The organism is Yersinia alsatica (assembly GCF_025133195.1).
GTDB lineage: Bacteria > Pseudomonadota > Gammaproteobacteria > Enterobacterales > Enterobacteriaceae > Yersinia > Yersinia alsatica.
Genome location: NZ_CP104006.1, coordinates 49,947 through 72,734 on the forward strand (window position 1 = coordinate 49,947; position 22,788 = coordinate 72,734).

Below are 22,788 nucleotides of genomic sequence, written 5' to 3' on the forward strand. Positions count from 1 at the left end.
CTTTGGGTAAATAATTATATTACGAAGAGATTCAGCATAAACAGCAATCGGCTATAGCGTCAGAAGCAGAAGTTATCTATTGTTATGGGTACAGTTTGCATCAGCCGAAACTGTACCCATTGATCCTGCGGAGAACTGTCACCATGTCCCTGGTTATGAATGAAATCCGCTACTTGCAAGTGGCTGACAATTTGGCGCAGGCCATTAAAAATGGCAGTTTGCTGGCGGGCAGTCGCCTGCCATCGGTACGCAGCTGTGCGCAAAGCCATCAAGTGAGTATCAATACCGTGGTGGCGGCTTATCGTACACTGGAAGACCGCGGCTTGATTGAGGCTCGCCCACAGTCAGGTTTTTACGTCTGTAGCCCATCGACAGCCGTGGTGCCAACTGCCACGGTGGGCAAGCCAGTGGATGAAGTGCTGGATTTGATTGATACCGTATTTGCCGCGCAGCAAAACCCGCGATTTACCAATATTTCGCTCGCCTGCCCGCAAACCGGGGATTTTTATCCCAGTGCTAAACTGGGGCGCATTATGGCATCACTGCTGCGCCGTGAGCCCCAGCTAATCAGCCAATATTCCTTGCCACCTGGCAGCCAGCGGTTGCGGCAACAAATCGCTCGCCGTGCCATGACGCTGGGGATGCTGGCCAGTCCTGCTGATATCACCATTACCCACGGTTGTATGGAGGCGCTGCAATTGGCTCTGCGCGTGACGACCAAACCGGGGGATTGCGTCGGGCTGGAGTCGCCAACCTATTTCTATCTGATGCCATTGCTGGCCAGCCTGGGCCTGAAAGCGGTGGAGATTCCCACGGATCCGCAGCAGGGTTTATCATTGGATGTGTTGGAATTACTGCTTGAAGAAGGGCGATTAAATGCACTGATTGCTATGCCAACGGTACAGAATCCATTGGGTTACACCATGCCACTGGCGGCGAAAAAACGGCTGGCACAGTTGATGAACGATCATCAGGTGCCATTGATTGAAGATGGTTTATACGCCGAAATTCAATTTGGTTCGACGTTATCGCCAGCGGTCAAAGCATTTGATCGTGATGGTTGGGTACTGTTTTGCTCCAGTTTTACCAAAACACTGGCGCCGGATTTCCGTATCGGTTGGATTGATGGTGGGCGCTTTGCAGAAGCACTCCATAAGCTAAAAGCGGTTTCTTCGATGGCGGAACCCATGTTGCTCTCAGAAACGCTGGCACTGTTTCTTGAGTCGGGTGGCTATGACCACCACTTGCGCAGTTTGCGCCGCCGCTATGCGCAACAGGTCCAGCTTGCCCAACAATTGATTACTCGCAGCTTTCCACGTGGCACCAAAGTAACCCAACCCGCGGGTGGCTTTGTGTTCTGGGTCGAGTTCCCTGACAGTGTCGATACTGTCGCGCTGTTCCATCAATTATTGCAGGAACAAATTTGCCTGACCCCCGGCACGCTTTATTCACCCAGTGGTCGTTATCGTCATGCCTTCCGTCTATCGTGCTGTTATCCATTCAACAGCCGCTATACCGAAGCATTAGAGCGGTTGGGGGCGGCTGCATGTGAAATGAGTGGTGAACCGGCCGGAATGCAGTGGCAGCCGTTACAGGAGGCTGCTGCCGAAAGGCGTGCATCCTGATACACTATCCATCTTGATGCACAATCAGTGCTATCCTATCTCCAACTTTAGCGAAATATCGTGCCCATCAGCGGCATGTACGGGCAAATACTATGAAAGAACATGCAGAAATCAAACGTCTAAGCGATATGCTGGATGCGCTGAACCATAAAGATCCTACTGTTATTCAGCAGGGGAATGTGGATTTAATTGCGCAACATATGAAAGAAAAAGAGAAGCTGGCAGCTGAAATTCAGCGTTTGAAGGAAGTGCGGGTCAAAAACCTCAGTGCTGAAGCTCAGAAATTGGCTCAACTGCCATTCAGTCGCCCAATTACTAAGAAAGAGCAGGCTGATATGGGCTCTTTGAAAAAAGCGGCACGCGGTATTGTGGTAGTGCATCCAATGACTGCATTAGGCCGTGAAATGGGCCTGAAAGAAGTGACCGGTTACGCCAAAAAAGCCTTCTAATTACCACTTCTGATAAACCTGGGTGCGCGGTATCAGCCGCCACCCGGTTTGTTTTTGTCGGCTCATCACTCAAAGAGTTCAGCGTGTGTCCCTGTTCGGACAAAAACAATCTGGCTGGTCTTGCTGTGATTGCTTAATTTGTAGATGAGTAAGAAATCCCCGCCAACATGACATTCTCGGAAGTCTTGCCAATCTCCTTTAAGAGAGTGATCTAACCATTCAGCACCTAGAGGCATATCATTTGAAATCAGTAGCAACATTGCCTGTTTCAGTCGGTGCATATCATAACGGCCACTGCGGGACAGCTTTTCCCAGTCTTTAAGGAAGTCTTTCGTATAGTCTGCCGTCCTTGGCATTGTCGTTCGCTTACTTACTGTTGCCTTTTTCAAGTTCAATAAATAACTCATCAGAAGTGGTAAAGCGTGCGTCGCGAGTGCGAACAATCTCTTCTGCTTCCTGCATAGCCGCACGTGTTTGTGTGTTAGGTACTTTCAATTCAAATGGAAATGCCTGATCAGCGACGACGCGATTTAAAAATAAACGGACAGCGTCGGAAACAGAAAGGCCCATCGCATTGAGTGCCGTGGTTGCTTGTTTCTTAATGTCATCATCAATACGGACATGCAACATTGTGGTGTGTGTAGCCATTTTAGCCTCCTCATCAATAAATCTATTTTGTATCTCAATTGAGATGCAGTCAAATTTATCGAAGGACTTGGTGATGTTTAACTGTTAACCACCTCTTGATATCTCGCTATTTCCCCGCAAGCGCCGATTAAAATCCTCGATTTTTCCTTCAGCAATGCGCGTCAGCATGGTTTTGCTCCAACTGGCGGATAACCCTGAGACGCCCAATAGGCGGCGGTACTGTTCTTCATCGAATGGCATATGCCAGGCGATGGCGATGGCCTCAGACACTGAAATATCGCTGGTTCGTGCGAGTAACGTTAATGGATGGCTGTCGCTGACTTTACCGGGCGAAATCACGCGATACAGCCAGCCGCAGTAGCCGGTTTGTTGCATCAATACCGACATATCTTCGATAGCAAAATGGAAGTTGAGTTTGTAGCAAGGTGAGCGCGGTTGGGTTACCTGAATAATGGCACCGCCCCAGCGATAGATATCTCCCATATACACATTTTTTTCGGTCATACCGAGGGTGGATAGATTCTCACCGTAAGCGGGAGGCGAGAAAATATCGGCCTGTGTCGGAAATTGCTGCACCCAGTGCTGGTAATGTTCACGTGGGTAATGGCATAAAGCGCGATCCGGGCCGCCGTGGAAGCGGGTTTCAGCTTGTTCATCCCCTTCTAACCCTAGAGAGGTGAGCATAATGCCGCCCTGTACCTGGCGTTTGCCAATAGCACTTGGGGAACTGCCGCTATAAGGTTCGATTTTACCGATATAAACCTGTGGATATTTCATCTGCTCTCCTTGTCTGCGTCTGAAAGGGAGTGTCAGAATACCCTGCCCGACGGCAGGGTTCCAAGGTTTAGCCAACAATCAGAACGTTTCCCAGTTATCTTGCGCAGCACTATTACGCGTCTCGGGGGCTGGGCGAGGTGTTGAGGTATTTTTAGGTGCAGATGGCGCGCTATGACTTTGGCTGGTTTCAGCCTCTGATTCAGACAGCCGGAACACCGCGACCGCTTGTGCCAGTAAGATAGCTTGCTCGGCCAGTGAATCAGCGGCGGCGGCAGACTCTTCCACTAACGCGGCATTCTGTTGTGTGGTGCTGTCCATTTCAGAAATAGCTTGGCTCACTTGCGTGATGCCGCGGCTTTGCTCATCAGACGCTGAGGCAATTTCGGCCATAATATCGCGCACATGGGTCACGGAGCGGACGATATCTTCCATGGTTTGACCCGCATTTTGTACCAATGATGTACCCGCATTCACTTGTGATACCGACTCGCCAATCAGCCCTTCAATTTCTTTTGCCGCCTGCGCACTGCGTTGTGCCAGATTGCGAACTTCGCTCGCGACCACAGCAAAACCACGGCCTTGCTCACCGGCGCGAGCAGCTTCGACCGCGGCGTTCAGTGCCAAAATATTGGTCTGGAATGCAATGCTGTTAATCACCGAGGTGATTTCAGAAATACGTTTAGAGCTGCCAGAGATATCGTTCATGGTGCGCACCACATCATTGACCAGCTTGCCACCTTGTTGGGCGGTTTGTGATGCCTCGGTTGCCAGTTGATTGGCGTGGTGGGCATTGTCGGCATTCTGTTTAACCGTGGCATTCAACTGTTCCATGCTGGCGGCAGTTTCCTCTACAGCAGCGGCTTGTTGCTCGGTACGGGATGATAAATCAGTGTTACCGGCCGCAATCTCGCCGGAAGCATGAGAGACTTGGCTGACGCCAATGCGGATTTCATCAATCATGGCGCGCAGATTTTCATTCATTCGGGCAACGGCATTCATCAGCAGGCCCAGTTCATCAGTACGATTTGATGTGGTCGCCGCAGTTAAATCCCCGGTGGCGATACGTTCAGCCATTGCCAGAGTGGTGCGCAGTGGCACCGTAATTTGGCGGGTCATACGCCACGAGATCAACAAGCCGAACAGCAGGGCGGCAATGGCCGCGATGGCTAATTGCAATTGTGCATTATTAATTTCGTCGTGAGTGCCTTGCAACTCTTGGGTGAATAGATGAGTCGCGAGTTTATTCAGCTCATTGGCATTGGCTTCCATCACTTTTCCCACTTCCAGCTCTTGCTGATAAGCCGGTAGATAGGCCAGCACATTGTCTTTATAGGCACTGAGGCTAGAGATGACAGGGAGCAATAGCTTTTGTTGGTCGGCTGATAATACCGGCATAAAAGCATTCGCCGCACTGTTGGCAATATTGATTGAGGTAATCAGCGATGATTCTGCCTCCTGGTTGCGATCCAGCAATAAACCGCGCGCGTTATAGCGCACGGTCATTAATTTCTGATTCATCTCTGCCAGTAAAATCTGGGTGTTGGTATCCGCCCCTTCATTGAGCAAGCTTTGTTGTAACTCGTTGAGGTTCTTCTGGGTTTCAGAGATATTCCAACTTTTTCGCACATCATCTTTATGGGTCACGGCATTCACGAAATTGCTTTGTTGTTGCAGATATTCCTCAACCACATCGGCAATACCGCCAATAATTTTACGATTCTCTGCCGACCAACTCAGCTCTTCGCTTTGGGTTAAAAGATTTTTTATATTATTGATATGTTGCGAATTTTCTTTGATGTATTGCAGGTCATAGGTCCGTTCATAGAGCGCACGGTTATATTTTGCCTGATTGGCTTCATCATTTATTTTGTAACTTAGATCGACTTTATAAGCATGTTCTTCAATGACGGAGAAATGATAAGCGGTGGTACCAGCGATGATCCCAACTAACAACAACATCAGAAAAAAGCTTAATCCCAGCTTTTTACCAACCTTCATGTTTTCAAAGTTACCAAAAACTTTGCTAAATGCTGCCATGTTCTTCTCCGTTATGCGGTGTTTGTGCTGCAAATCAATCAGCGTAGGTGAGTTTTGGGGAGTCTAATTATTAGAGGAATGAAGGGGACTGGATGAACGTGGAACAGCCTTGGCAAGAGTACTTTTCCCAAACGTTTTTGTGACAACATTCATAGACTCATGCCATAAATGCCAGCAACCTTCTTGTACAATCTATCGGCAGGAATTGGCTAAACTTTAACAATAAAAAATGCCAGCAAGGAGGCCTTGCTGGCACGATTAAAGATACGTTTGCGAGTTTTCGCTAATTACTTGGCTTGAGCGAAACGCGCTGCTGCTTCGTCCCAGTTAACCACGTTCCAGAATGCTTTGATGTAGTCTGGGCGACGGTTTTGGAATTTCAGGTAGTAAGCATGTTCCCACACATCCAGGCCCACAATTGGGAAGCCAGATGCACCAGAAACAGCTTCACCCATCAGCGGGCTGTCTTGGTTAGCAGTAGAAACAACCGCCAGTTTGCCGTCGTCTTTCAGCACCAGCCAGGCCCAGCCTGAACCGAAGCGAGTGGCCGCAGCTTGTTCAAATTTCTCTTTGAAGCTGTCAACGCTGCCGAAGTCGCGTTCGATAGCTGCTTTCAGGTCACCAGTCAGGGTCGTGCCTAATTTCAGGCCTTTCCAGAACAGGCTGTGGTTAGCATGGCCACCGGCATTGTTACGCATGAAAGTGCGTTTTTCAGCAGGAACTTTGTCCAGATCTTTGATCAGATCTTCAACACTCAGTTTAGCCAGCTCAGGGAAGCTCTCCAACACCGTGTTCGCATTGTTAACATAGGTTTGGTGGTGTTTGGTGTGATGGATTTCCATCGTCTGCTTATCGAAGTGTGGTTCCAGGGCATCATAAGCATAAGGCAGGGATGGCAGTGAGTAACTCATAATCATCGTCTCCGTAGGTGTAGGGCGGCGCAAAAAAAGTAAGCACCGCGTAAGCATTCGGATCATTATAGTTAATTAAATGATATTGAAAATGATTATCAATGCCGTACAGTTTGTATGGTTTTTGAGGTTGAATCAACGAGCAAGCGTTTATGCGTGGGATCTTAGAACATTAATATCACGCTAATTTTTTAGATTTTTCTTTCCGTTTAAGGAAATCATCTAATGTGATTACCCGACTCAGCTCTTCTTGAATTCGGTTGTCATTTTGTACTTCCCAAATATCAACATTGGCCTGAAGATTTATCCAAAACTCTTCAGAAGTATCAAATGCTTTAGCTAATCTAAATGCCATATCTGTGGTCAGTTTGCGGTTATTGTTAACCAAGGCGCTGATGGTATTCCTATGCACCTGAAGCATTTCCGCCAGATCATTAATTTTTATGCCTGTCGGCTCAATATATTCATACAACAAGACGTCACCAACAGAGGTTGGCTTGCGCTGTGCTTGGACCATATTATTTTCCTCAAACTATTTTCTTCAGCCCTAAATGGCACTGAGATGACTATCTGTGCTTCTTGTAACCATGCGCATCAAGGTATAAATCGTTGGCCTTGCCATTCGCCCACACAAAAATAAGTCGGTACTGATCATTAATACGAATAGAAGAGTAGCCTTCTAATGGCGGATTCAGCTCCTCATAACGATTGGCGGGGGGTGAGCGTAAATCTTTATAACTTATTGCGGCGTTTATAATATCCAGCTTTCTGGCAAGCACATTTTCTATACTTGCGGGTATTTTTCGGTGCCTGCCGCCGTGCTCGAAGAAACCCTCAAGCCACGTATCGCGAAAACTGCCGATACTTCTCTTTTTATGCTTATCCATTCTCAGCCTCATCCGTTAGGCAGTTGAATAATCATACGGGAAAAATGCACTCTTGCACAGTGCTTAAGTGCGCTTTTAACTGATGCGCTGCGGATGGGTATATACCGTGGCTCTGCCGGGTTTACTGAAGCCGACTAGGGTTAAATTACAGCGGTTTGCCACTTCAACCGCTAAGGTTGTTGCAGCAGAAACAGCAAATAAAATTTCGGCACCGCACATGGCGGTTTTCTGCACCATCTCATAGCTGGCACGGCTGGAAACCAATACCGCACCTTGCTGCCAGGGCTGTTTGGCCCGAATTCCTAGCAGCTTATCCAGTGCTACATGGCGGCCGACATCTTCACACCCTCCCAATAATTCCCCTTGTGGAGTAATCCAGGCCGCTGCATGAGTACAACCCGTCAGTTGCCCTACAGTTTGTACGTGCTTGAGTTGTGAAAGCGCGCGGTCCAATTGATTTAAATTAAAGGTTTGTGTGAAAGGCAGTGGTTCGATGGGGCGGAAAATATCGTCCAACTGCTCAATACCGCAGACACCACATCCCGTGCGGCCCGCCATCGCGCGACGGCGTTCTTTTAGGCCAGCAAAACGGCGGCTGGATAACTCGATATTAACTTCGATGCCGTTACAACTGGGAGTGACATCAATGGCATAGATTTCGTTTGGTGCAGAAATAATGCCTTCCGAGAGCGAAAACCCGAGAGCGAAAGCTTCTAAATCTTTGGGGGTCGCCATCATCACCACATGAGAAATACCGTTATACACCAGCGCTACCGGCACTTCTTCCGCCAGCCAATCCAGTTGTGGCTCTGTCATTTGATGACGCTGTAGCACGTTAAGTTGTTTGGCACCGCAAATTTCGGTGGAAAGGTCATTTTCTGAAGGTTTGATCTGGCTCACTATGCGGTCCTGAAAGTTATAACCCATAATCACAATGTGGTAACATTCACATCAAGAATAGTGTGGCTATATTCTGTTATCAGAAATGTATCCCACACTGAAAAGCTGGATATCGCGTAAGCGATTTTAACGCCTCCCATTTCGTTGAGGGAAGCGTGGACTGAATTTTAAATTCATACCCAAAATAATTCGAGTTGCATGAAGGTGGCAAGCGAATGAGTCCCAATGAGCTTAGTTAAGTAAGTGATTTGGGTGAGCGACAGCAGCCAACGCACATATCGCTCGAAGTATGAAGGGTAAAACACTGTAACAATCGTGAGATGAAGGAGAGACCCATGCAGGTCAGCAGAAGGCAGTTCTTTAAGATCTGCGCTGGCGGTATGGCGGGAACCACGGTCGCGGCACTCGGCTTTACGCCGTCAGTGGCGCTAGCGGAAACGCGCAATTATAAATTGCTGCGCGCCCGTGAAACGCGGAATACCTGCACATATTGCTCTGTCGGTTGCGGGCTTTTGATGTATAGCCTCGGCGACGGCGCGAAAAACGCCAAAGAGAGTATTTTCCACATTGAAGGGGACCCGGATCACCCGGTAAACCGTGGGGCACTTTGTCCAAAAGGTGCCGGCCTGGTGGACTTTATCCATAGCGAAAGCCGCCTGAAATATCCCGAATACCGCGCGCCGGGTTCTGATAAATGGCAGAGAATCACTTGGGATGATGCTTTTACCCGCATTGCCAAGCTGATGAAAGAAGACCGGGACGCTAACTTCATTAAGACCAACGACGCCGGTGTTACCGTCAACCGTTGGCTGAGTACCGGTATGCTGTGTGCCTCGGCATCCAGTAATGAAACGGGTTATTTGACCCAGAAATTTAGTCGCGCTCTCGGCATGCTTGCCGTAGACAACCAAGCACGTGTCTGACACGGACCAACGGTAGCAAGTCTTGCTCCAACATTTGGTCGCGGTGCGATGACCAACCACTGGGTTGATATCAAGAACGCGAATTTAATTATCGTCATGGGCGGTAATGCGGCAGAAGCGCATCCGGTGGGATTCCGCTGGGCGATGGAAGCCAAGATCCACAACAATGCCAAGCTGATCGTGATAGATCCGCGCTTTACCCGTACTGCGTCGGTGGCCGATTTCTATACGCCAATCCGCTCCGGTACCGATATTGCGTTCCTGTCCGGCGTATTGTTGTACCTGATCACCAACGAAAAAATTAACCGCGAATACGTCGAAGCCTATACCAACGCCAGCTTGCTGGTGCGGGAAGATTTTACCTTCGATGATGGCCTGTTCAGTGGCTATGACGCCGAAAACCGCAAATACGACAAAACCACCTGGAACTACCAGTTGGATGAAAACGGCTTTGCGAAACGCGATGTCACGCTGGAAGACCCGCGCTGTGTGTGGAACCTACTGAAAGAGCATATCAGCCGCTACACGCCGGATGTGGTCTCCAATATTTGTGGTACGCCGAAAGAAGATTTCCTGACGGTATGTGAATATATCGCTGAAACCAGTGCTGCCGATAAAACGGCTTCATTCCTGTACGCCTTGGGCTGGACGCAACACTCCGTGGGTGCGCAGAACATTCGTACCATGGCGATGATTCAGTTACTGCTGGGTAATATGGGCATGGCGGGCGGCGGCGTGAACGCCTTGCGCGGTCACTCTAATATTCAGGGTCTGACTGACCTCGGTTTGCTGTCGCAAAGCCTGCCGGGTTATATGAACCTGCCGTCAGAAAAACAGCCAGATATTGAAACTTACCTCAAAGCCAACACGCCGAAAACCCTGTTGCCGGGCCAGGTAAACTACTGGAGCAATTATCCGAAATTCTTTGTCAGTATGATGAAGAGCTTCTATGGCGATAAAGCCCAGAAAGAAAATAGCTGGGGCTACGACTGGTTGCCGAAGTGGGATAAAGGCTACGACGTCTTGCAGTATTTCGAGATGATGTCGCAGGGCAAAGTGAATGGCTATCTGTGCCAAGGCTTTAACCCGGTTGCTTCATTCCCGAACAAAAACAAAGTGGTAGGGGCGCTGTCGAAACTGAAGTTCTTGGTCACTATTGACCCACTCAATACTGAGACGGCGAACTTCTGGCAAAACCACGGTGAATTTAACGACGTCGATCCGTCGAAAATTCAGACCGAAGTGTTCCGTTTACCATCAAGTTGCTTTGCTGAAGAAAATGGCTCCATTGTTAACTCGGGCCGCTGGCTGCAATGGCACTGGAAAGGTGCTGATGCCCCAGGAGAAGCGCTGAACGACGGTGAAATTCTGGCGGGCATCTTTATGCGTATGCGCGAGATGTATCGCCGGGAAGGCGGTGCGGTGCCAGAACAGGTGCTTAATATGACCTGGGATTACCTGACCCCAGAAAATCCAGCGCCAGAAGAAGTGGCAATGGAGAGCAACGGTAAGGCGCTGGCAGATATCACCGATGCCGATGGCAAGATCTTAGTCAAAAAAGGCGAGCAGCTTAGTACGTTCGCTCACTTGCGTGATGACGGTACCACCGCCAGTGGTTGCTGGATATTTGCGGGTAGCTGGACGCCAGCGGGTAACCAGATGGCGCGGCGTGATAACGCAGACCCATCCGGCCTTGGCAATACGCTAGGCTGGGCATGGGCATGGCCGCTTAACCGCCGCATTCTGTATAACCGTGCTTCTGCCGACCCACAGGGTAAACCTTGGGATCCGAAACGCCAGTTGCTGGAGTGGGATGGTGCTAAATGGACCGGGATTGATATTCCTGACTACAGCGCGGCTGCGCCGGGCAGTGATGTTGGGCCATTCATTATGCAGCCTGAAGGGATGGGGCGTCTGTTTGCCATCGACAAAATGGCCGAAGGGCCATTCCCTGAGCATTATGAGCCATTCGAAACGCCGTTGGGTACCAACCCACTGCATCCGAATGTGATATCTAACCCGGCCGCCCGTGTATTTAAAGACGATTTGGCCGCGATGGGTTCTCATGAGCAATTCCCGTATGTCGGTACCACTTATCGTCTGACCGAGCATTTCCACTACTGGACTAAGCACGCGTTGCTCAACGCTATCGCGCAGCCGGAACAGTTTGTGGAAATTGGCGAAAAACTGGCAGCGAAAAAGGGCATCAAACAGGGCGATACCGTAAAAGTCAGCTCCAACCGTGGCTATATCAAGGCCAAGGCGGTGGTGACCAAACGTATTCGCACACTGAATGTCCATGGACAGGAAGTGGACACCATTGGTATTCCGATTCACTGGGGATACGAAGGGGTGGCGAGAAAAGGCTTCCTGGCCAATACCCTAACGCCGTTTGTCGGTGACGCTAATACGCAAACGCCAGAGTTTAAGGCGTTCCTGGTCAACGTGGAAAAGGTGTAACGGAGAGAACCTATGTCACTGCAAACTCAAGACATTATCCGGCGCTCCGGCACCAACTCCCTTACGCCGCCGCCACAGGATCGTAACCATCAGGAAGAGGTGGCCAAGCTTATCGACGTCACCACCTGTATTGGCTGTAAAGCTTGTCAGGTGGCGTGTTCGGAGTGGAACGATATTCGTGATGAAGTGGGTCATAACGTCGGGGTGTACGATAACCCCGCTGATTTGACGGCTAAATCATGGACGGTGATGCGCTTCTCTGAAGTTGAAGATGAAGAGAGCGGCAAGCTGGAATGGCTGATCCGTAAGGATGGCTGCATGCATTGTGCTGACCCGGGCTGCCTGAAGGCTTGCCCGTCGGAAGGGGCAATCATTCAGTACGCTAATGGCATCGTTGATTTCCAGTCAGAGCACTGTATCGGTTGTGGTTATTGCATCGCCGGTTGCCCGTTTGATGTGCCGCGCATGAACAAAGACGATAATCGGGTGTACAAATGTACCTTGTGTGTCGATCGCGTGGGTGTCGGCCAGGAACCTGCTTGTGTGAAAACCTGCCCGACCGGGGCGATTCACTTTGGTACTAAAGAGTCGATGAAGGAAGTGGCTGCTGGCCGAGTGGCGGAGCTGAAAACCCGTGGCTTTGATAACGCTGGGTTATATGACCCGGCGGGTGTTGGCGGTACCCACGTGATGTATGTGCTGCATCATGCGGATAAACCTCAGCTTTATCATGGTTTGCCGGAGAACCCGACCATCAGCCCGACAGTGACCTTCTGGAAAGGTATCTGGAAACCACTGGCGGCGGTTGGCTTTGCAGCCACCTTTGCCGCCAGTATCTTCCATTACGTTGGTGTCGGCCCGAACCGGGTTGAAGAAGAAGAGGACGAAGAGCATAAGCCGGATGCCACACCTTCTGATACTGCGCCTAAGGAACCAGAGCAGACCACCGCTGAGCACTCAGACGACGGGGAGACGCGGAAATGAAAAAAGAAAAGCGGATCCAGCGCTACAGTGCGCCGGAGCGAATCAACCACTGGATAGTTGCCTTCTGTTTCATGCTGGCGGCTATCAGTGGTTTGGGGTTCTTCTTCCCGTCATTTAACTGGTTGATGAATATTTTTGGTACTCCCCAGCTAGCGCGCATCCTTCACCCCTTCGCTGGGGTGATTATGTTCGCAGCCTTCCTGATCATGTTTTTCCGTTACTGGAAACATAACTTGATTAACAAGGAAGACCTGGAATGGGCTAAAAATATCCACAAAATTGCCATGAATGAGGAAGTGGGCGACACTGGACGCTATAATTTTGGTCAGAAGTGCGTATTCTGGGCTGCTATTATCAGTCTGGTGCTGCTACTGGCCAGTGGCGTGGTGATTTGGCGGCCTTACTTTGCGCCTTCTTTCCCGATTCCGCTGATTCGCCTGGCACTGTTAGTGCACTCACTGGCGGCGGTGGGATTGATTATCGTGATTATGGTGCATATCTATGCCGCCCTATGGGTGAAAGGCACGATTACCGCGATGGTGGAAGGTTGGGTACCGGCAGCATGGGCTAAAAAGCACCATCCACGTTGGTATCGTGAGGTCAACGCCAAACGGCAGCTTCAGAAAAAACAGGAAGAGAAACCCTGATGAGTATTCGCATTGTTCCTAAAGATCAATTAGGAAAACAGAGCGAAAAAGGTACAACGGCGGGGAATATCCCGCCGTTACTTTTCGCGAATTTAAAAAGTCTGTATACCCGGCGCACTGAACGTTTGCAGCAGTTAGCGCTGGATAACCCATTAGCTGACTATCTGGACTTTGCGGCTAAAATTACGCAAGCCCAGCAAAAAGCGCTGCATGACCATCCGCTGGTGCTGGATATGCAAGCCGAGTTGGCGCAATCCGCGGCGAGCGGTAAACCACCGCTGGATTTGAGTGTTTTTCCGCGTACTGAACATTGGCGCAAGCTACTGTCAGCGCTGATCGCCGAGCTACGCCCAGATGCCCCCGACCATATTCAGGCGGTATTGGATAATCTGGATAAGGCCTCGGTGCATGAGCTGGAACTGTACGCCGATGCGCTGTTAAACCGCGAGTTTGCACAGATTGGTAGCGAAAAATCGCCATTTATTTGGGCTGCGTTGTCACTGTATTGGGCACAAATGGCCAGCCAGATTCCTGGCAAAGCCCGTGCAGAGTATGGTGAACACCGTCAGTTCTGCCCGGTATGTGGCAGTATTCCGGTATCCAGTGTGGTACATATTGGCACCAACAATGGTTTGCGCTATTTGCACTGTAACTTGTGTGAGAGTGAGTGGCATGTGGTGCGGATTAAATGCAGTAACTGCGAACAGACGCGAGATCTAAACTACTGGTCATTGGACAGCGAGTTGGCGGCAGTGAAAGCCGAAAGCTGTGGTGATTGCGGCACTTACCTGAAAATTTTGTATCAGGAAAAAGACCCTCAAGTGGAAGCTGTTGCCGATGATTTGGCCTCGCTGATTCTCGATGCCAAGATGGAAGGCGAAGGTTTTGCCCGCAGCAGTATCAATCCGTTTTTGTTTCCCGGTGAATAATACTTAATGCTAGCGTCAATACTGTTTAATCCACCCGCAGAGTGACGAATATCTGAGTGACTATGAGCGCAGAATCACATTTGTTATACCGTCAGTTACCGGCAATTGATCGCCTGCTGCGTGAGCCTGAAATGGCACCATTGCTGGCAGAATATGGCTCTGTTCTATTGGCTGAAACCTTACGCCAGATGCAGTTAGAGGCCAGAGAGCATATTCGTCAATTTGATAGGTTGGCTGATTGGTGTATCGACTGGCCTGCTGCTCTACGTCACCGGTTAAGCCAACGTCAGCCCGCATTAAAACCCGTCTTTAACCTGTCCGGTACCGTCCTGCATACCAATTTAGGCCGCGCGCTGTTGGCCGAATCTGCCATTTCCGCGGTGAATGACGCCATGCGCGGGGCCGTGACTCTGGAATATTCTCTGAGTGGCGCGCGTCGTGGTCATCGTGACCGGGCGGTCGCGGATTTACTCTGTGAATTGACCGGGGCTGAGGATGCTTGCATCGTCAATAACAATGCTGCGGCAGTGTTCCTGATGTTAACCGTGATGGCGGCCGGGAAACAGGTGGTGGTTTCTCGTGGCGAATTGGTCGAGATTGGCGGTGCTTTTCGCATTCCCGATGTGATGCGCCAGGCTGGTTGTGAATTAGTTGAAGTGGGGACTACCAACCGCACGCATCTGAAAGATTATCGTCAGGCTATCAATGAACATACCGGCCTGTTGATGAAGGTCCATACCAGCAATTACAGCATCGAAGGCTTTACTGCATCGGTTGCCGAGCAGCAACTGGCCACTTTGGGGCGTGAGTTTGCCATCCCTACCGCCACCGATCTGGGAAGCGGTTCGCTTATCGATATGTCTAGCTATGGTTTACCTGCCGAGCCTATGCCACAGCAATTGATAGCGGCGGGTGTCGATTTGGTCACTTTCTCGGGTGATAAGCTGCTGGGTGGCCCTCAGGCAGGGATAATTCTGGGTAAAAAACAGTGGATTGACCAGTTGCAGCAGCATCCACTCAAGCGGGTGTTACGGGCCGATAAAATGACGCTGGCTGCGCTGGATGCGACTTTGCGCCTCTATCAGCAGCCAGACCGGTTGACCGAGCTATTACCGACCATGCGATTACTGACCCGCCCGGCAGAAGCTATCGCCGAGAGTGCCCAGCGGGTACGGGCTGCGTTGGCCGACCATTATGCTCATTTTACCCTGGCAGTAGAGCCATGCTGGTCGCAGATTGGTAGCGGCTCGTTACCGGTAGATAGATTACCCAGTTGGGCGGTGACGTTTGCCCCCAAAGATGGCAGCGGCAGTGCTTTGGAAGCGCTAACCGAGCGCTGGCGCAGTTTGGCTAAACCTGTGATTGGCCGCGTCGCTGATGGGCGCTTATGGCTGGATTTACGCTGTCTCGAGGATGAAGCAACCTTGCTCAGGGAATTGGCACCATGATTATTGCAACCGCGGGTCATGTTGACCACGGCAAAACCACACTTTTACAGGCTATTACTGGCGTGAATGCCGATCGTCTACCCGAAGAAAAACAGCGCGGGATGACGATTGATCTGGGCTATGCCTATTGGCCGCAACCTGACGGCACTATTATCGGGTTTATAGACGTGCCCGGCCATGAAAAGTTTTTAGCCAATATGCTCGCTGGCATAGGCGGTATCGACCATGCTCTGCTGGTGGTGTCCTGCGATGACGGCGTAATGGCACAAACCCGTGAGCATTTGGCCATTTTACGGTTGAGTGGGCATCCGACACTGACGGTCGCGCTAACCAAAGCCGATCGAGTTGATGACGAGCGCATTAGCCAAGTGCGCCAGCAGGTGATGGCTGAAGTGGCGGCACAGGGCTGGCAAGCAGAGCAAGTGACGCTATTTGTTACCGCGGCGACCACCTCTCTGGGTATCAGTGAATTACGCGAACATTTGGCGCACTGTTATTCGCCAGATGAAAATAACAGCCGGTTGCAACGGCGTTTTCGTCTGGCTATTGACCGCGCATTCAGTGTGAAAGGTGCCGGTCTAGTGGTGACTGGCACGGCATTGGCAGGCAAGGTCGCGGTGGGCGATACATTGTGGCTCACCGGTGGTGATTGCCCGGTTCGAGTTCGTGGTATCCATGCCCAAAACCAAGATACTCAGCAGGCGCAAGCCGGTCAACGTATTGCCCTGAATATCAGCGGCGATATTAGCAAGCAACAGATTAATCGCGGGGACTGGCTCTTAGCGCAACAGCCGCCAGAGGCGCTAGATCGCGTGCTGGTTGTCGTTGATGCAGACGCGCCGATACAGCATTGGCAACCGCTGCATTTGCACCATGCGGCCAGCCATATCACCGGGCGTTTTTCGCTGCTCAGCAGCCCACAACCCGCTGATGATAAACCTCAATTGATATTGGCCGAGCTGTTACTGGATAACCCTCTTTGGCTGGCTGAGAATGATCGTTTAATCCTGCGAGACATTGCCGCGAAGAAGACCTTGGGCGGTGCGCGGGTCATTCATTTGGCGGTCCCTAAACGGGGCAAACGGCAGCCAGCATTCTTGACTTGGTTAACCGAGTTGGCGCAGGCAACCAGTGATCGTGAAGTCTTGGATTTGCATTTGACGCAAGGGCCGGTCTCGATACATAAGTTCAGTTGGGCGCGCCAGCTTAAAGACGCTGATACCGCCGCGTTGCTGGCGAGCACGAATAGCATTGTGGCCGGTGATATCGCGTTGTCACCCCCACATGCTCAGCAGGCGCAGCAGACACTATTACATGTTTTATGCTTATATCATCAGCAACATGGCGATCAATTGGGGCTAGGCCGTGCACGTTTGCGGCGTATGGCATTGCCGACATTAGATGAGGGTTTGGTATTTCGCCTGATTGATAACTTGCTGGTGCAAGGGGCGCTAAAAAATACCCGTGGCTGGTTGCATCTACCGCAGCATGGGTTGGCATTTACCGAGCAGGAGCAGGAGTTATGGCAGCAAGTCGCTCCCTACTTTGTTGATTCTCCGTGGTGGGTACGTGATTTGGCCGTCACACTGCCAATAGATGAAGATGAGATGCGTAGCCTGCTACGAAAAGCGGCGCAACTGGGCCATATCACCGCAATAGTTCCGGACCGCTACTATCTGAGTCAGTGTATTGAGCAGTTTGCTGATTTAGTTCGTGAGCTGGATGCCAGTCAAGGTAGCACCAGCGCCGCAGATTTTCGCGATCGGCTGGGCATTGGCCGCAAGCTGGCCATTCAGATTCTCGAATTCTTTGACCGCAGCGGATTTACCCGACGCCGGGGTAACGACCACTTCTTGCGCGACCGAGGATTGTTTTCTCCTCCTCTGCCATCATCCTAAACATCTCTTTAGATGTTTTATTCATTAAATACATCGAATTTAATGTAAATTGAATCAAATACATAATATAAGATGTATTTAATCTCTGACACATACTTATTGATGTTTTTCGTGTTTTACACATCTTATCGTATGTTTTATCTCTCAATTACATCTCTTTAGATGTGCTAGTCTTAGCGTACATCATAATTAATGTCATGAGGGCCGAATGAGAACACTCAATGATGTGGCGACACAGCTGAAAGAGATCCGCCAACAGAAAAAACTGAAACAATCAGATATGCGCTTAGTCAACGGCATGACGCAGCAGCAGGTTTCCAAATTTGAAAAAGGGGGGGATATTCAGCTCTCCACCTTTTTACGCATTTTGGCTGGTTTCGATCTGGAAATACTGTTAGTGACCAGAGAACAGGCACAGGAAATTCGCGCGGGCAGGATGACGACAAACACAGTAATAGATGATGAAAACATCACAGCACAGAATGATCCCTGGCAAACAAAATATAAAAATCTGGAGGACTAGCTGATGGCGCAGCAAGTTGAGCAAGTAGAGGGGCTGGCGCTTTATTTAGGTGATATCCGCATTGGCGTTTTGGTTCACTATACCGGTGGGCGCAATGCTTTATCGTTTGATCCTGATTATATCGCGATGCCAGAAATACGGCGGCCAATTTTTACCTTAACTCAGCAAGTTGACCCAGATTATTTACGGAAAGTACAAATTAATAAGCAAAGATTACCACCAGTATTATCTAATTTATTACCTGAAGGCGCGCTACGGAAGATGATGACAACGCAGTTAAAAACTCATGAAGATAATGAGTTTCCGCTATTAGCGCGGGCTGGTGAGAATCTTGCTGGCGCTTTAGTTGCCCGCCCGCTGCTCAGAGGTAGTATTCCACAATGGGCACTGTCCGCTCACAATAAAATAGAAGCAGTACAGATAGATATAAAAAATATAGCGGATAAATTTTCTTTGGCGGGTATACAGATGAAGTTTTCATCTCGTTATCAAGATGGGCGATACTTGATAACCACCGAAGTGGGTGAGGATGACTGGATTGTTAAAACACCGTCAACAGTGCATAAAAATGTTCCCGAAAATGAATACTCAGTGATGCGCCTGGCGCAAGCCATTGGCATTGAGATCCCCGAAATAAATTTGGTTTCACTAGACGAGATCGATAATTTACCTGATATCCAACTCCCCACAGGTGAGCATGCTTATCTTATCCGCCGTTTTGATCGTTCTGCAAAAGGAACAGGGCGAATACACACGGAGGATTTTGCACAAATTTTTAATTTGTATCCCAGCAAAAAATACGCAGACAAAAATTATGAACAAATTGCTGCTGTTTTATATAACGATGCTGGTGGTTTAGCCGATCTGCAACAAATGGCTCGTCGCCTATTAGGCAATATCTTATTAGCCAATGGGGATGCCCATTTGAAAAATTGGACGGTGACTTACCCTGATGGGCGTCATGCAAAGTTATCCCCTGCATATGACATTGTATGCACTAAAGTGTATATGACAAATGAGTCCGAACTTGCATTGAGAATGGCAAAAGAGAAACAGTGGTATTTAATCAATTTTTCCACGTTCAAAAAATGGTGTGAGAGAATAGATGCGCCTTATCTGGCTATTAAGGCCCATTTAGATGATGCAATGGAAATTGCCCGTCAAACATGGCCTGATATGTTAGCCTTATTACCTATGAATGAAGCCCATAAAAAAATATTAAGGGCCCATTGGTTGCAACTACACACCGATTTTCGGCTGTAAATCATCGTTATTAAATGCTGAAGAAGAGATTCCTTCAGCATTTAATAACATTACTCTGCTGTTGTCTCCGGCTGACGGCGGATAAATATCACCACCAAGCCTAGCCACAGCAAGCCGCTGATCAGATTAAACAGGTTGAAGACGCCGCTATTGCCCCACAGGTAAGCCACTTTGGCAAACTCGATTCCTAGGGTGAAGACCATCATGCTGATCATCCCCATGGCGGCGGATACCGTCCCTTTACTGATATCACTGGAGAACAGTGTCAGTCGTACCAAACCGGCGTTTGCCAGACCAATACCAAAGGCATAAAGGCTCAGCCCAGCGGTCATCCACAGATAGGCGTGGGATGAATAGAGTGTTGAGCCAGCGGCAACCATCAGGCCAATAATCATCGGGCCTGCGCCATAGCGAATAAGCTGTGGAACGCTGGTTTTGCCACTCAACTTTGCCAGTGTCAGATTACCAATAATCAGTGCGCCGAAGATAGGAACCTGCAAGATACCGTATTCAACCGTCGAGAGCTGCTCACCACTAATCAGAATGACCGGCGATTGAGCAATCCACGCCAGCAGGGGCAGGCTGGCAAAGCCTAATGCCAGCGAACCGCACAGGAAGCGGCGGTTAGCAAGCACCAGCTTATAGTCGTGCCACATTGCACCGACTGACAGTTTCTCACCTTTGCGCGAGGCGGTTTCCGGCATAGCGCGCCACAAGCCAACAAATGAAATGGCTCCCAGCACGGCAAATAGCACAAACATAGTCTGCCACGGGGCCACATGAATCAGGGCAGCACCGGCCAATGGTCCAAGCAATGGAGCAATGAGTGCCACATTTGCCATCAGTGCGGTGATTTTAATACAGACCGCTTCTTCAAATGATTCCTGAATGGTGGCGTAACCCACCGCGCCAATAAAGCACAAGCCAATGCCTTGCAGGAAACGCATGGCAATAAACTGTTCAATGGTATTGACCAGTAAAATAGCAAGACAGGTCACGACAAAGAATGCCACGCCAGCTAGCATCACCGGGCGTCGCCCACGACGGTCCGATAAGGGGCCAAGTAGCCATTGCAGGAACATACCGCCCGCTAGATAAGCGGTCATGGAAGTCGGAACCCACTCTACGCTGGCGTTAAAATCTGCCACCACCGCCAGCATACCTGGCTGAATCATATCGTTGGCGATATAGGCGGCAAATTCGAACAATACCAAACACAGAGGAAATAAAAGCGCCCGTCGACCTAAACGCGTCGCGGGTGAAAATGAAGTTTGCATAGATTAAGCTATTAATAGTAAACATAAAAAAATGAGACCGCTCAAGCAGGATGTACAATCAGAGCATGTCGGGACGGCTATTTTGCCGTCAATATAACCTTATAGCAACAATTACCCATCGTCCTTGGCTCCGCCTGGTTTATTGGCTGACTGGAATGCTAATGACTTTAGGTATTTACTTTGTGTATATATTCAAATTTACGTTATTGTTTGCCACCTGATTATTTGAGTTCTAAATAGATAAGCACTTTTATGTCGGTAACAGTAAGACGGGTGATAGAGAGTATGCATGACCAATAAGATTGGCTGGATTGATAATCTGCGGGCTGTGGCCTGCATTATGGTGGTCATGATCCATGCCACCACCTATTACGTCACCAGCGGTGCGCAGGTGGGAGAAGCAAACTGGGACATTGCCAATCTACTGAATTCGGCGTCTCGGGCATGTGTGCCACTGTTCTTTATGATCTCCGGCTATCTGTTTTTTGGTGAAAAAAGCGCGCAGCCAAAGCACTTTACCCGTATCGGGCTGTGTCTGTTGTTCTACAGCTTGGTGGCGCTGATTTATATTTCGACCCTGACCTCCATCAATGGTTGGGCTGCATTGATGAATATCCTGCAAAAGCCGGTGTTTTATCATTTGTGGTTTTTCTACGCCATTATCGTGGTTTATCTGGTTTCCCCGCTGATTAACGTCAAGCCGGTATCGGGCCGTTATTTGGCCGTTATCATCCTGCTGTTGGCCGTGCTGGCTAATCCACAGGCCAGTAAATATTCGATTGGCGGCTTCCATTTACTGCCGATAAACCTCTATATCTATGGCGATACTTTCTATTATCTGCTGTATGCCCTGCTGGGGCGGGCAATTGGCATGCTGGAAACTCAAGGGCGGGCCATCAGTTGGGGGGCGGCATTGCTGTTTATCGTGAGTGTCATATTGATTGCCATCTCGACGGAGAAACAGACCCGAATCAATGGTAGCTTCGCCGATACTTTTTATATGTATTGCGGCCCGCTGGTCTTTGTTGCTGCCGTGTCACTGCTGGTGTGGTTTAAAAACTGCCTTAACCAGCCGATTGCCTGGTTGAGTTGGCTTGCCGGGCATTCACTGGCGATTTACGGTTTCCACGCGCTGATTATTCATTTTATCCGCACCCATCATTATGATTTTACTGCTTATCCGATACTGGATATTTTCTATGTCTTCGCCTTGGCTCTGATACTGAGCACGTTATTATCGATGGGGCTACAGCGCATTGACCGGCGGCGCTTGGTCAGTTAACCACGGCGAGCCCACGTTGTTGCGCGCGACGTAGCTGGCGTCCGGAGGAAAATCCGGCTGCCAGTGCCGCTTTCTCCAGATTAAGCCCTTCCTGCAAACGGACTTCAGCCACTGCCACCCGTAATTGCTCGTGAAACTCACGCACACTGATACCGACATGTTCGCGAAATAGTCGGGTCAAATGGCGGCTGCTGACATGTGCTTTTTGCGCAACCTGTCGCAGCGACCACTCTGCTTGCGGTTCTGCGGACATCACATCTTGGGCGCGATGAACTGCTGGATGAAGGTGATTGCGATAACGTAGCCAAGGTGAAAGCTGTGGGTCATCACCGGAGCGGCGGAAGTAAACCACCATCTCTCGCGCCACCTCCAATGCAGTTTGTGGGCTGCAATAGCGGCTAATCAGATGCAAAGACAGGTCAATACCCGCCGTAATTCCAGCACTGGTATACACCCCACGGTCTTCAACAAATATCCGGTTCTCTTTGGTTTGCGCGCGCGGTGCTTGTTGGCGCAACCGCTCCAATACGTGGTGATGAGTGGTGCATTGATAACCATCGAGTAATCCGGCTTGGGCCGCCAGCAGTGCGCCAGAACAAACACAAACTAAGATGATTTTTTGCTGCGCAATGGCGGCTTTCTGCTGCTGTAACCACTGACGGGCGATGGCTGCTGTTTCGGTCGCAAAGAAGTGGCGCGAATCACTCACTCCCGGCACCACCAACAAGCTGCCTTCTGGCAAATTATCGGGCAGTGGCTGTAACTGGCCCAACATCATCTCGGTGGAGGACATCACCTCGGGTAATGGGCTGATATAGGAAAGTTTAAACGACCCCGCCAGCCGTAAAGTTTCCGCCGGGCCAGTTAAATCCAGCGACAACACGTCGGGCAGCAAGAGAAAGTAGACATTTCGTTGCATA

The 22,788-nt window shown here is 49.9% G+C and carries 21 protein-coding genes; 11 read left to right on the top strand and 10 right to left on the bottom strand.

The genetic code is table 11. The annotated features are described in order from the left end of the window. Positions 1-143 precede the first annotated feature (143 nt). Complete coding sequence (locus N0H69_RS00210) at positions 144-1,625, top strand: aminotransferase-like domain-containing protein (protein ID WP_050109242.1); 1,482 nt, start codon at positions 144-146, stop codon at positions 1,623-1,625. A 92-nt stretch (positions 1,626-1,717) separates the two neighbouring features. After that, the gene (locus N0H69_RS00215; RefSeq protein ID WP_050109241.1) at positions 1,718-2,074 is read left to right on the top strand and encodes a YibL family ribosome-associated protein; all 357 of its coding nucleotides are present in this window, start codon (positions 1,718-1,720) and stop codon (positions 2,072-2,074) included. Between the two features lie 65 nt (positions 2,075-2,139). Here the strand turns inward: N0H69_RS00215 and N0H69_RS00220 are convergent, their stop codons facing one another. The 8 genes from N0H69_RS00220 to fdhD form a co-directional block, all read right to left on the bottom strand. Then, complete coding sequence (locus N0H69_RS00220) at positions 2,140-2,463, bottom strand: type II toxin-antitoxin system YafQ family toxin (protein WP_253272122.1); 324 nt, start codon at positions 2,461-2,463, stop codon at positions 2,140-2,142. After that, positions 2,441-2,722: a type II toxin-antitoxin system RelB/DinJ family antitoxin gene (locus tag N0H69_RS00225; protein ID WP_050123827.1), complete on the bottom strand. Its 282-nt coding sequence runs from the start codon at positions 2,720-2,722 to the stop codon at positions 2,441-2,443. The genes N0H69_RS00220 and N0H69_RS00225 overlap by 23 nt, the downstream gene beginning before the upstream one ends. 84 nt (positions 2,723-2,806) lie before the next feature. Next, positions 2,807-3,499, bottom strand: coding sequence for a 6-hydroxyaminopurine reductase (yiiM, locus tag N0H69_RS00230; RefSeq protein WP_050151868.1), 693 nt, complete (start codon positions 3,497-3,499; stop codon positions 2,807-2,809). 78 nt (positions 3,500-3,577) lie between these two features. After that, positions 3,578-5,536, bottom strand: coding sequence for a methyl-accepting chemotaxis protein (locus N0H69_RS00235; RefSeq protein ID WP_050151870.1), 1,959 nt, complete (start codon positions 5,534-5,536; stop codon positions 3,578-3,580). Between the two features lie 287 nt (positions 5,537-5,823). Continuing rightward, positions 5,824-6,447, bottom strand: coding sequence for a superoxide dismutase [Mn] (gene sodA / locus N0H69_RS00240; RefSeq protein WP_050099416.1), 624 nt, complete (start codon positions 6,445-6,447; stop codon positions 5,824-5,826). A 178-nt stretch (positions 6,448-6,625) separates the two neighbouring features. Next, positions 6,626-6,964 carry a HigA family addiction module antitoxin gene (locus N0H69_RS00245; protein WP_050109237.1) on the bottom strand — a complete coding sequence of 113 codons (339 nt, stop codon included), beginning with the start codon at positions 6,962-6,964 and terminating at the stop codon, positions 6,626-6,628. 49 nt (positions 6,965-7,013) lie between these two features. Next, positions 7,014-7,334: a type II toxin-antitoxin system RelE/ParE family toxin gene (locus tag N0H69_RS00250; RefSeq protein ID WP_050109236.1), complete on the bottom strand. Its 321-nt coding sequence runs from the start codon at positions 7,332-7,334 to the stop codon at positions 7,014-7,016. Between the two features lie 75 nt (positions 7,335-7,409). After that, the gene (gene fdhD, locus N0H69_RS00255; RefSeq protein ID WP_172665459.1) at positions 7,410-8,261 is read right to left on the bottom strand and encodes a formate dehydrogenase accessory sulfurtransferase FdhD; all 852 of its coding nucleotides are present in this window, start codon (positions 8,259-8,261) and stop codon (positions 7,410-7,412) included. A gap of 308 nt (positions 8,262-8,569) precedes the next feature. On the opposite strand from fdhD, the gene fdnG reads away from it, so the two are divergent. From fdnG to N0H69_RS00295, 8 genes are all read left to right on the top strand, one after another. Next, positions 8,570-11,617: a formate dehydrogenase-N subunit alpha gene (fdnG, locus tag N0H69_RS00260; protein WP_151420028.1), complete on the top strand. Its 3,048-nt coding sequence runs from the start codon at positions 8,570-8,572 to the stop codon at positions 11,615-11,617. A gap of 12 nt (positions 11,618-11,629) precedes the next feature. After that, a complete protein-coding gene (gene fdxH / locus N0H69_RS00265) occupies positions 11,630-12,601 on the top strand; it encodes a formate dehydrogenase subunit beta (protein WP_050109232.1) in 972 nt (323 codons plus the stop codon). Further along, positions 12,598-13,248, top strand: a complete 651-nt coding sequence (fdoI, locus tag N0H69_RS00270) for a formate dehydrogenase cytochrome b556 subunit (protein ID WP_050109231.1) — start codon at positions 12,598-12,600, stop codon at positions 13,246-13,248. Before fdxH ends, fdoI begins: the two co-directional genes overlap by 4 nt. Further along, complete coding sequence (fdhE, locus tag N0H69_RS00275; protein WP_050123816.1) at positions 13,248-14,177, top strand: formate dehydrogenase accessory protein FdhE; 930 nt, start codon at positions 13,248-13,250, stop codon at positions 14,175-14,177. The genes fdoI and fdhE overlap by 1 nt, the downstream gene beginning before the upstream one ends. A 62-nt stretch (positions 14,178-14,239) precedes the next feature. Further along, entirely contained in the window at positions 14,240-15,625 is a 1,386-nt protein-coding gene (gene selA, locus N0H69_RS00280) for an L-seryl-tRNA(Sec) selenium transferase (RefSeq protein ID WP_050145995.1), read from the top strand. Continuing rightward, positions 15,622-17,523, top strand: coding sequence for a selenocysteine-specific translation elongation factor (gene selB, locus N0H69_RS00285; protein WP_050151876.1), 1,902 nt, complete (start codon positions 15,622-15,624; stop codon positions 17,521-17,523). The genes selA and selB overlap by 4 nt, the downstream gene beginning before the upstream one ends. Before the next feature lie 208 nt (positions 17,524-17,731). Continuing rightward, positions 17,732-18,046: a helix-turn-helix domain-containing protein gene (locus N0H69_RS00290; protein WP_050135218.1), complete on the top strand. Its 315-nt coding sequence runs from the start codon at positions 17,732-17,734 to the stop codon at positions 18,044-18,046. A gap of 3 nt (positions 18,047-18,049) precedes the next feature. Then, a complete protein-coding gene (locus N0H69_RS00295) occupies positions 18,050-19,309 on the top strand; it encodes a type II toxin-antitoxin system HipA family toxin (RefSeq protein WP_050135221.1) in 1,260 nt (419 codons plus the stop codon). Positions 19,310-19,359: 50 nt separating this feature from the next. Here the strand turns inward: N0H69_RS00295 and N0H69_RS00300 are convergent, their stop codons facing one another. Next, entirely contained in the window at positions 19,360-20,586 is a 1,227-nt protein-coding gene (locus tag N0H69_RS00300) for an MFS transporter (protein ID WP_050151877.1), read from the bottom strand. Between the two features lie 289 nt (positions 20,587-20,875). Between N0H69_RS00300 and N0H69_RS00305 the strand changes: the two genes are divergently transcribed. Then, positions 20,876-21,868, top strand: a complete 993-nt coding sequence (locus N0H69_RS00305) for an acyltransferase (RefSeq protein ID WP_050151878.1) — start codon at positions 20,876-20,878, stop codon at positions 21,866-21,868. On the opposite strand, the gene N0H69_RS00310 is transcribed toward N0H69_RS00305, so the two are convergent. After that, complete coding sequence (locus N0H69_RS00310; protein ID WP_050151879.1) at positions 21,861-22,787, bottom strand: GlxA family transcriptional regulator; 927 nt, start codon at positions 22,785-22,787, stop codon at positions 21,861-21,863. The genes N0H69_RS00305 and N0H69_RS00310 overlap by 8 nt on opposite strands. Position 22,788 lies beyond the last annotated feature (1 nt).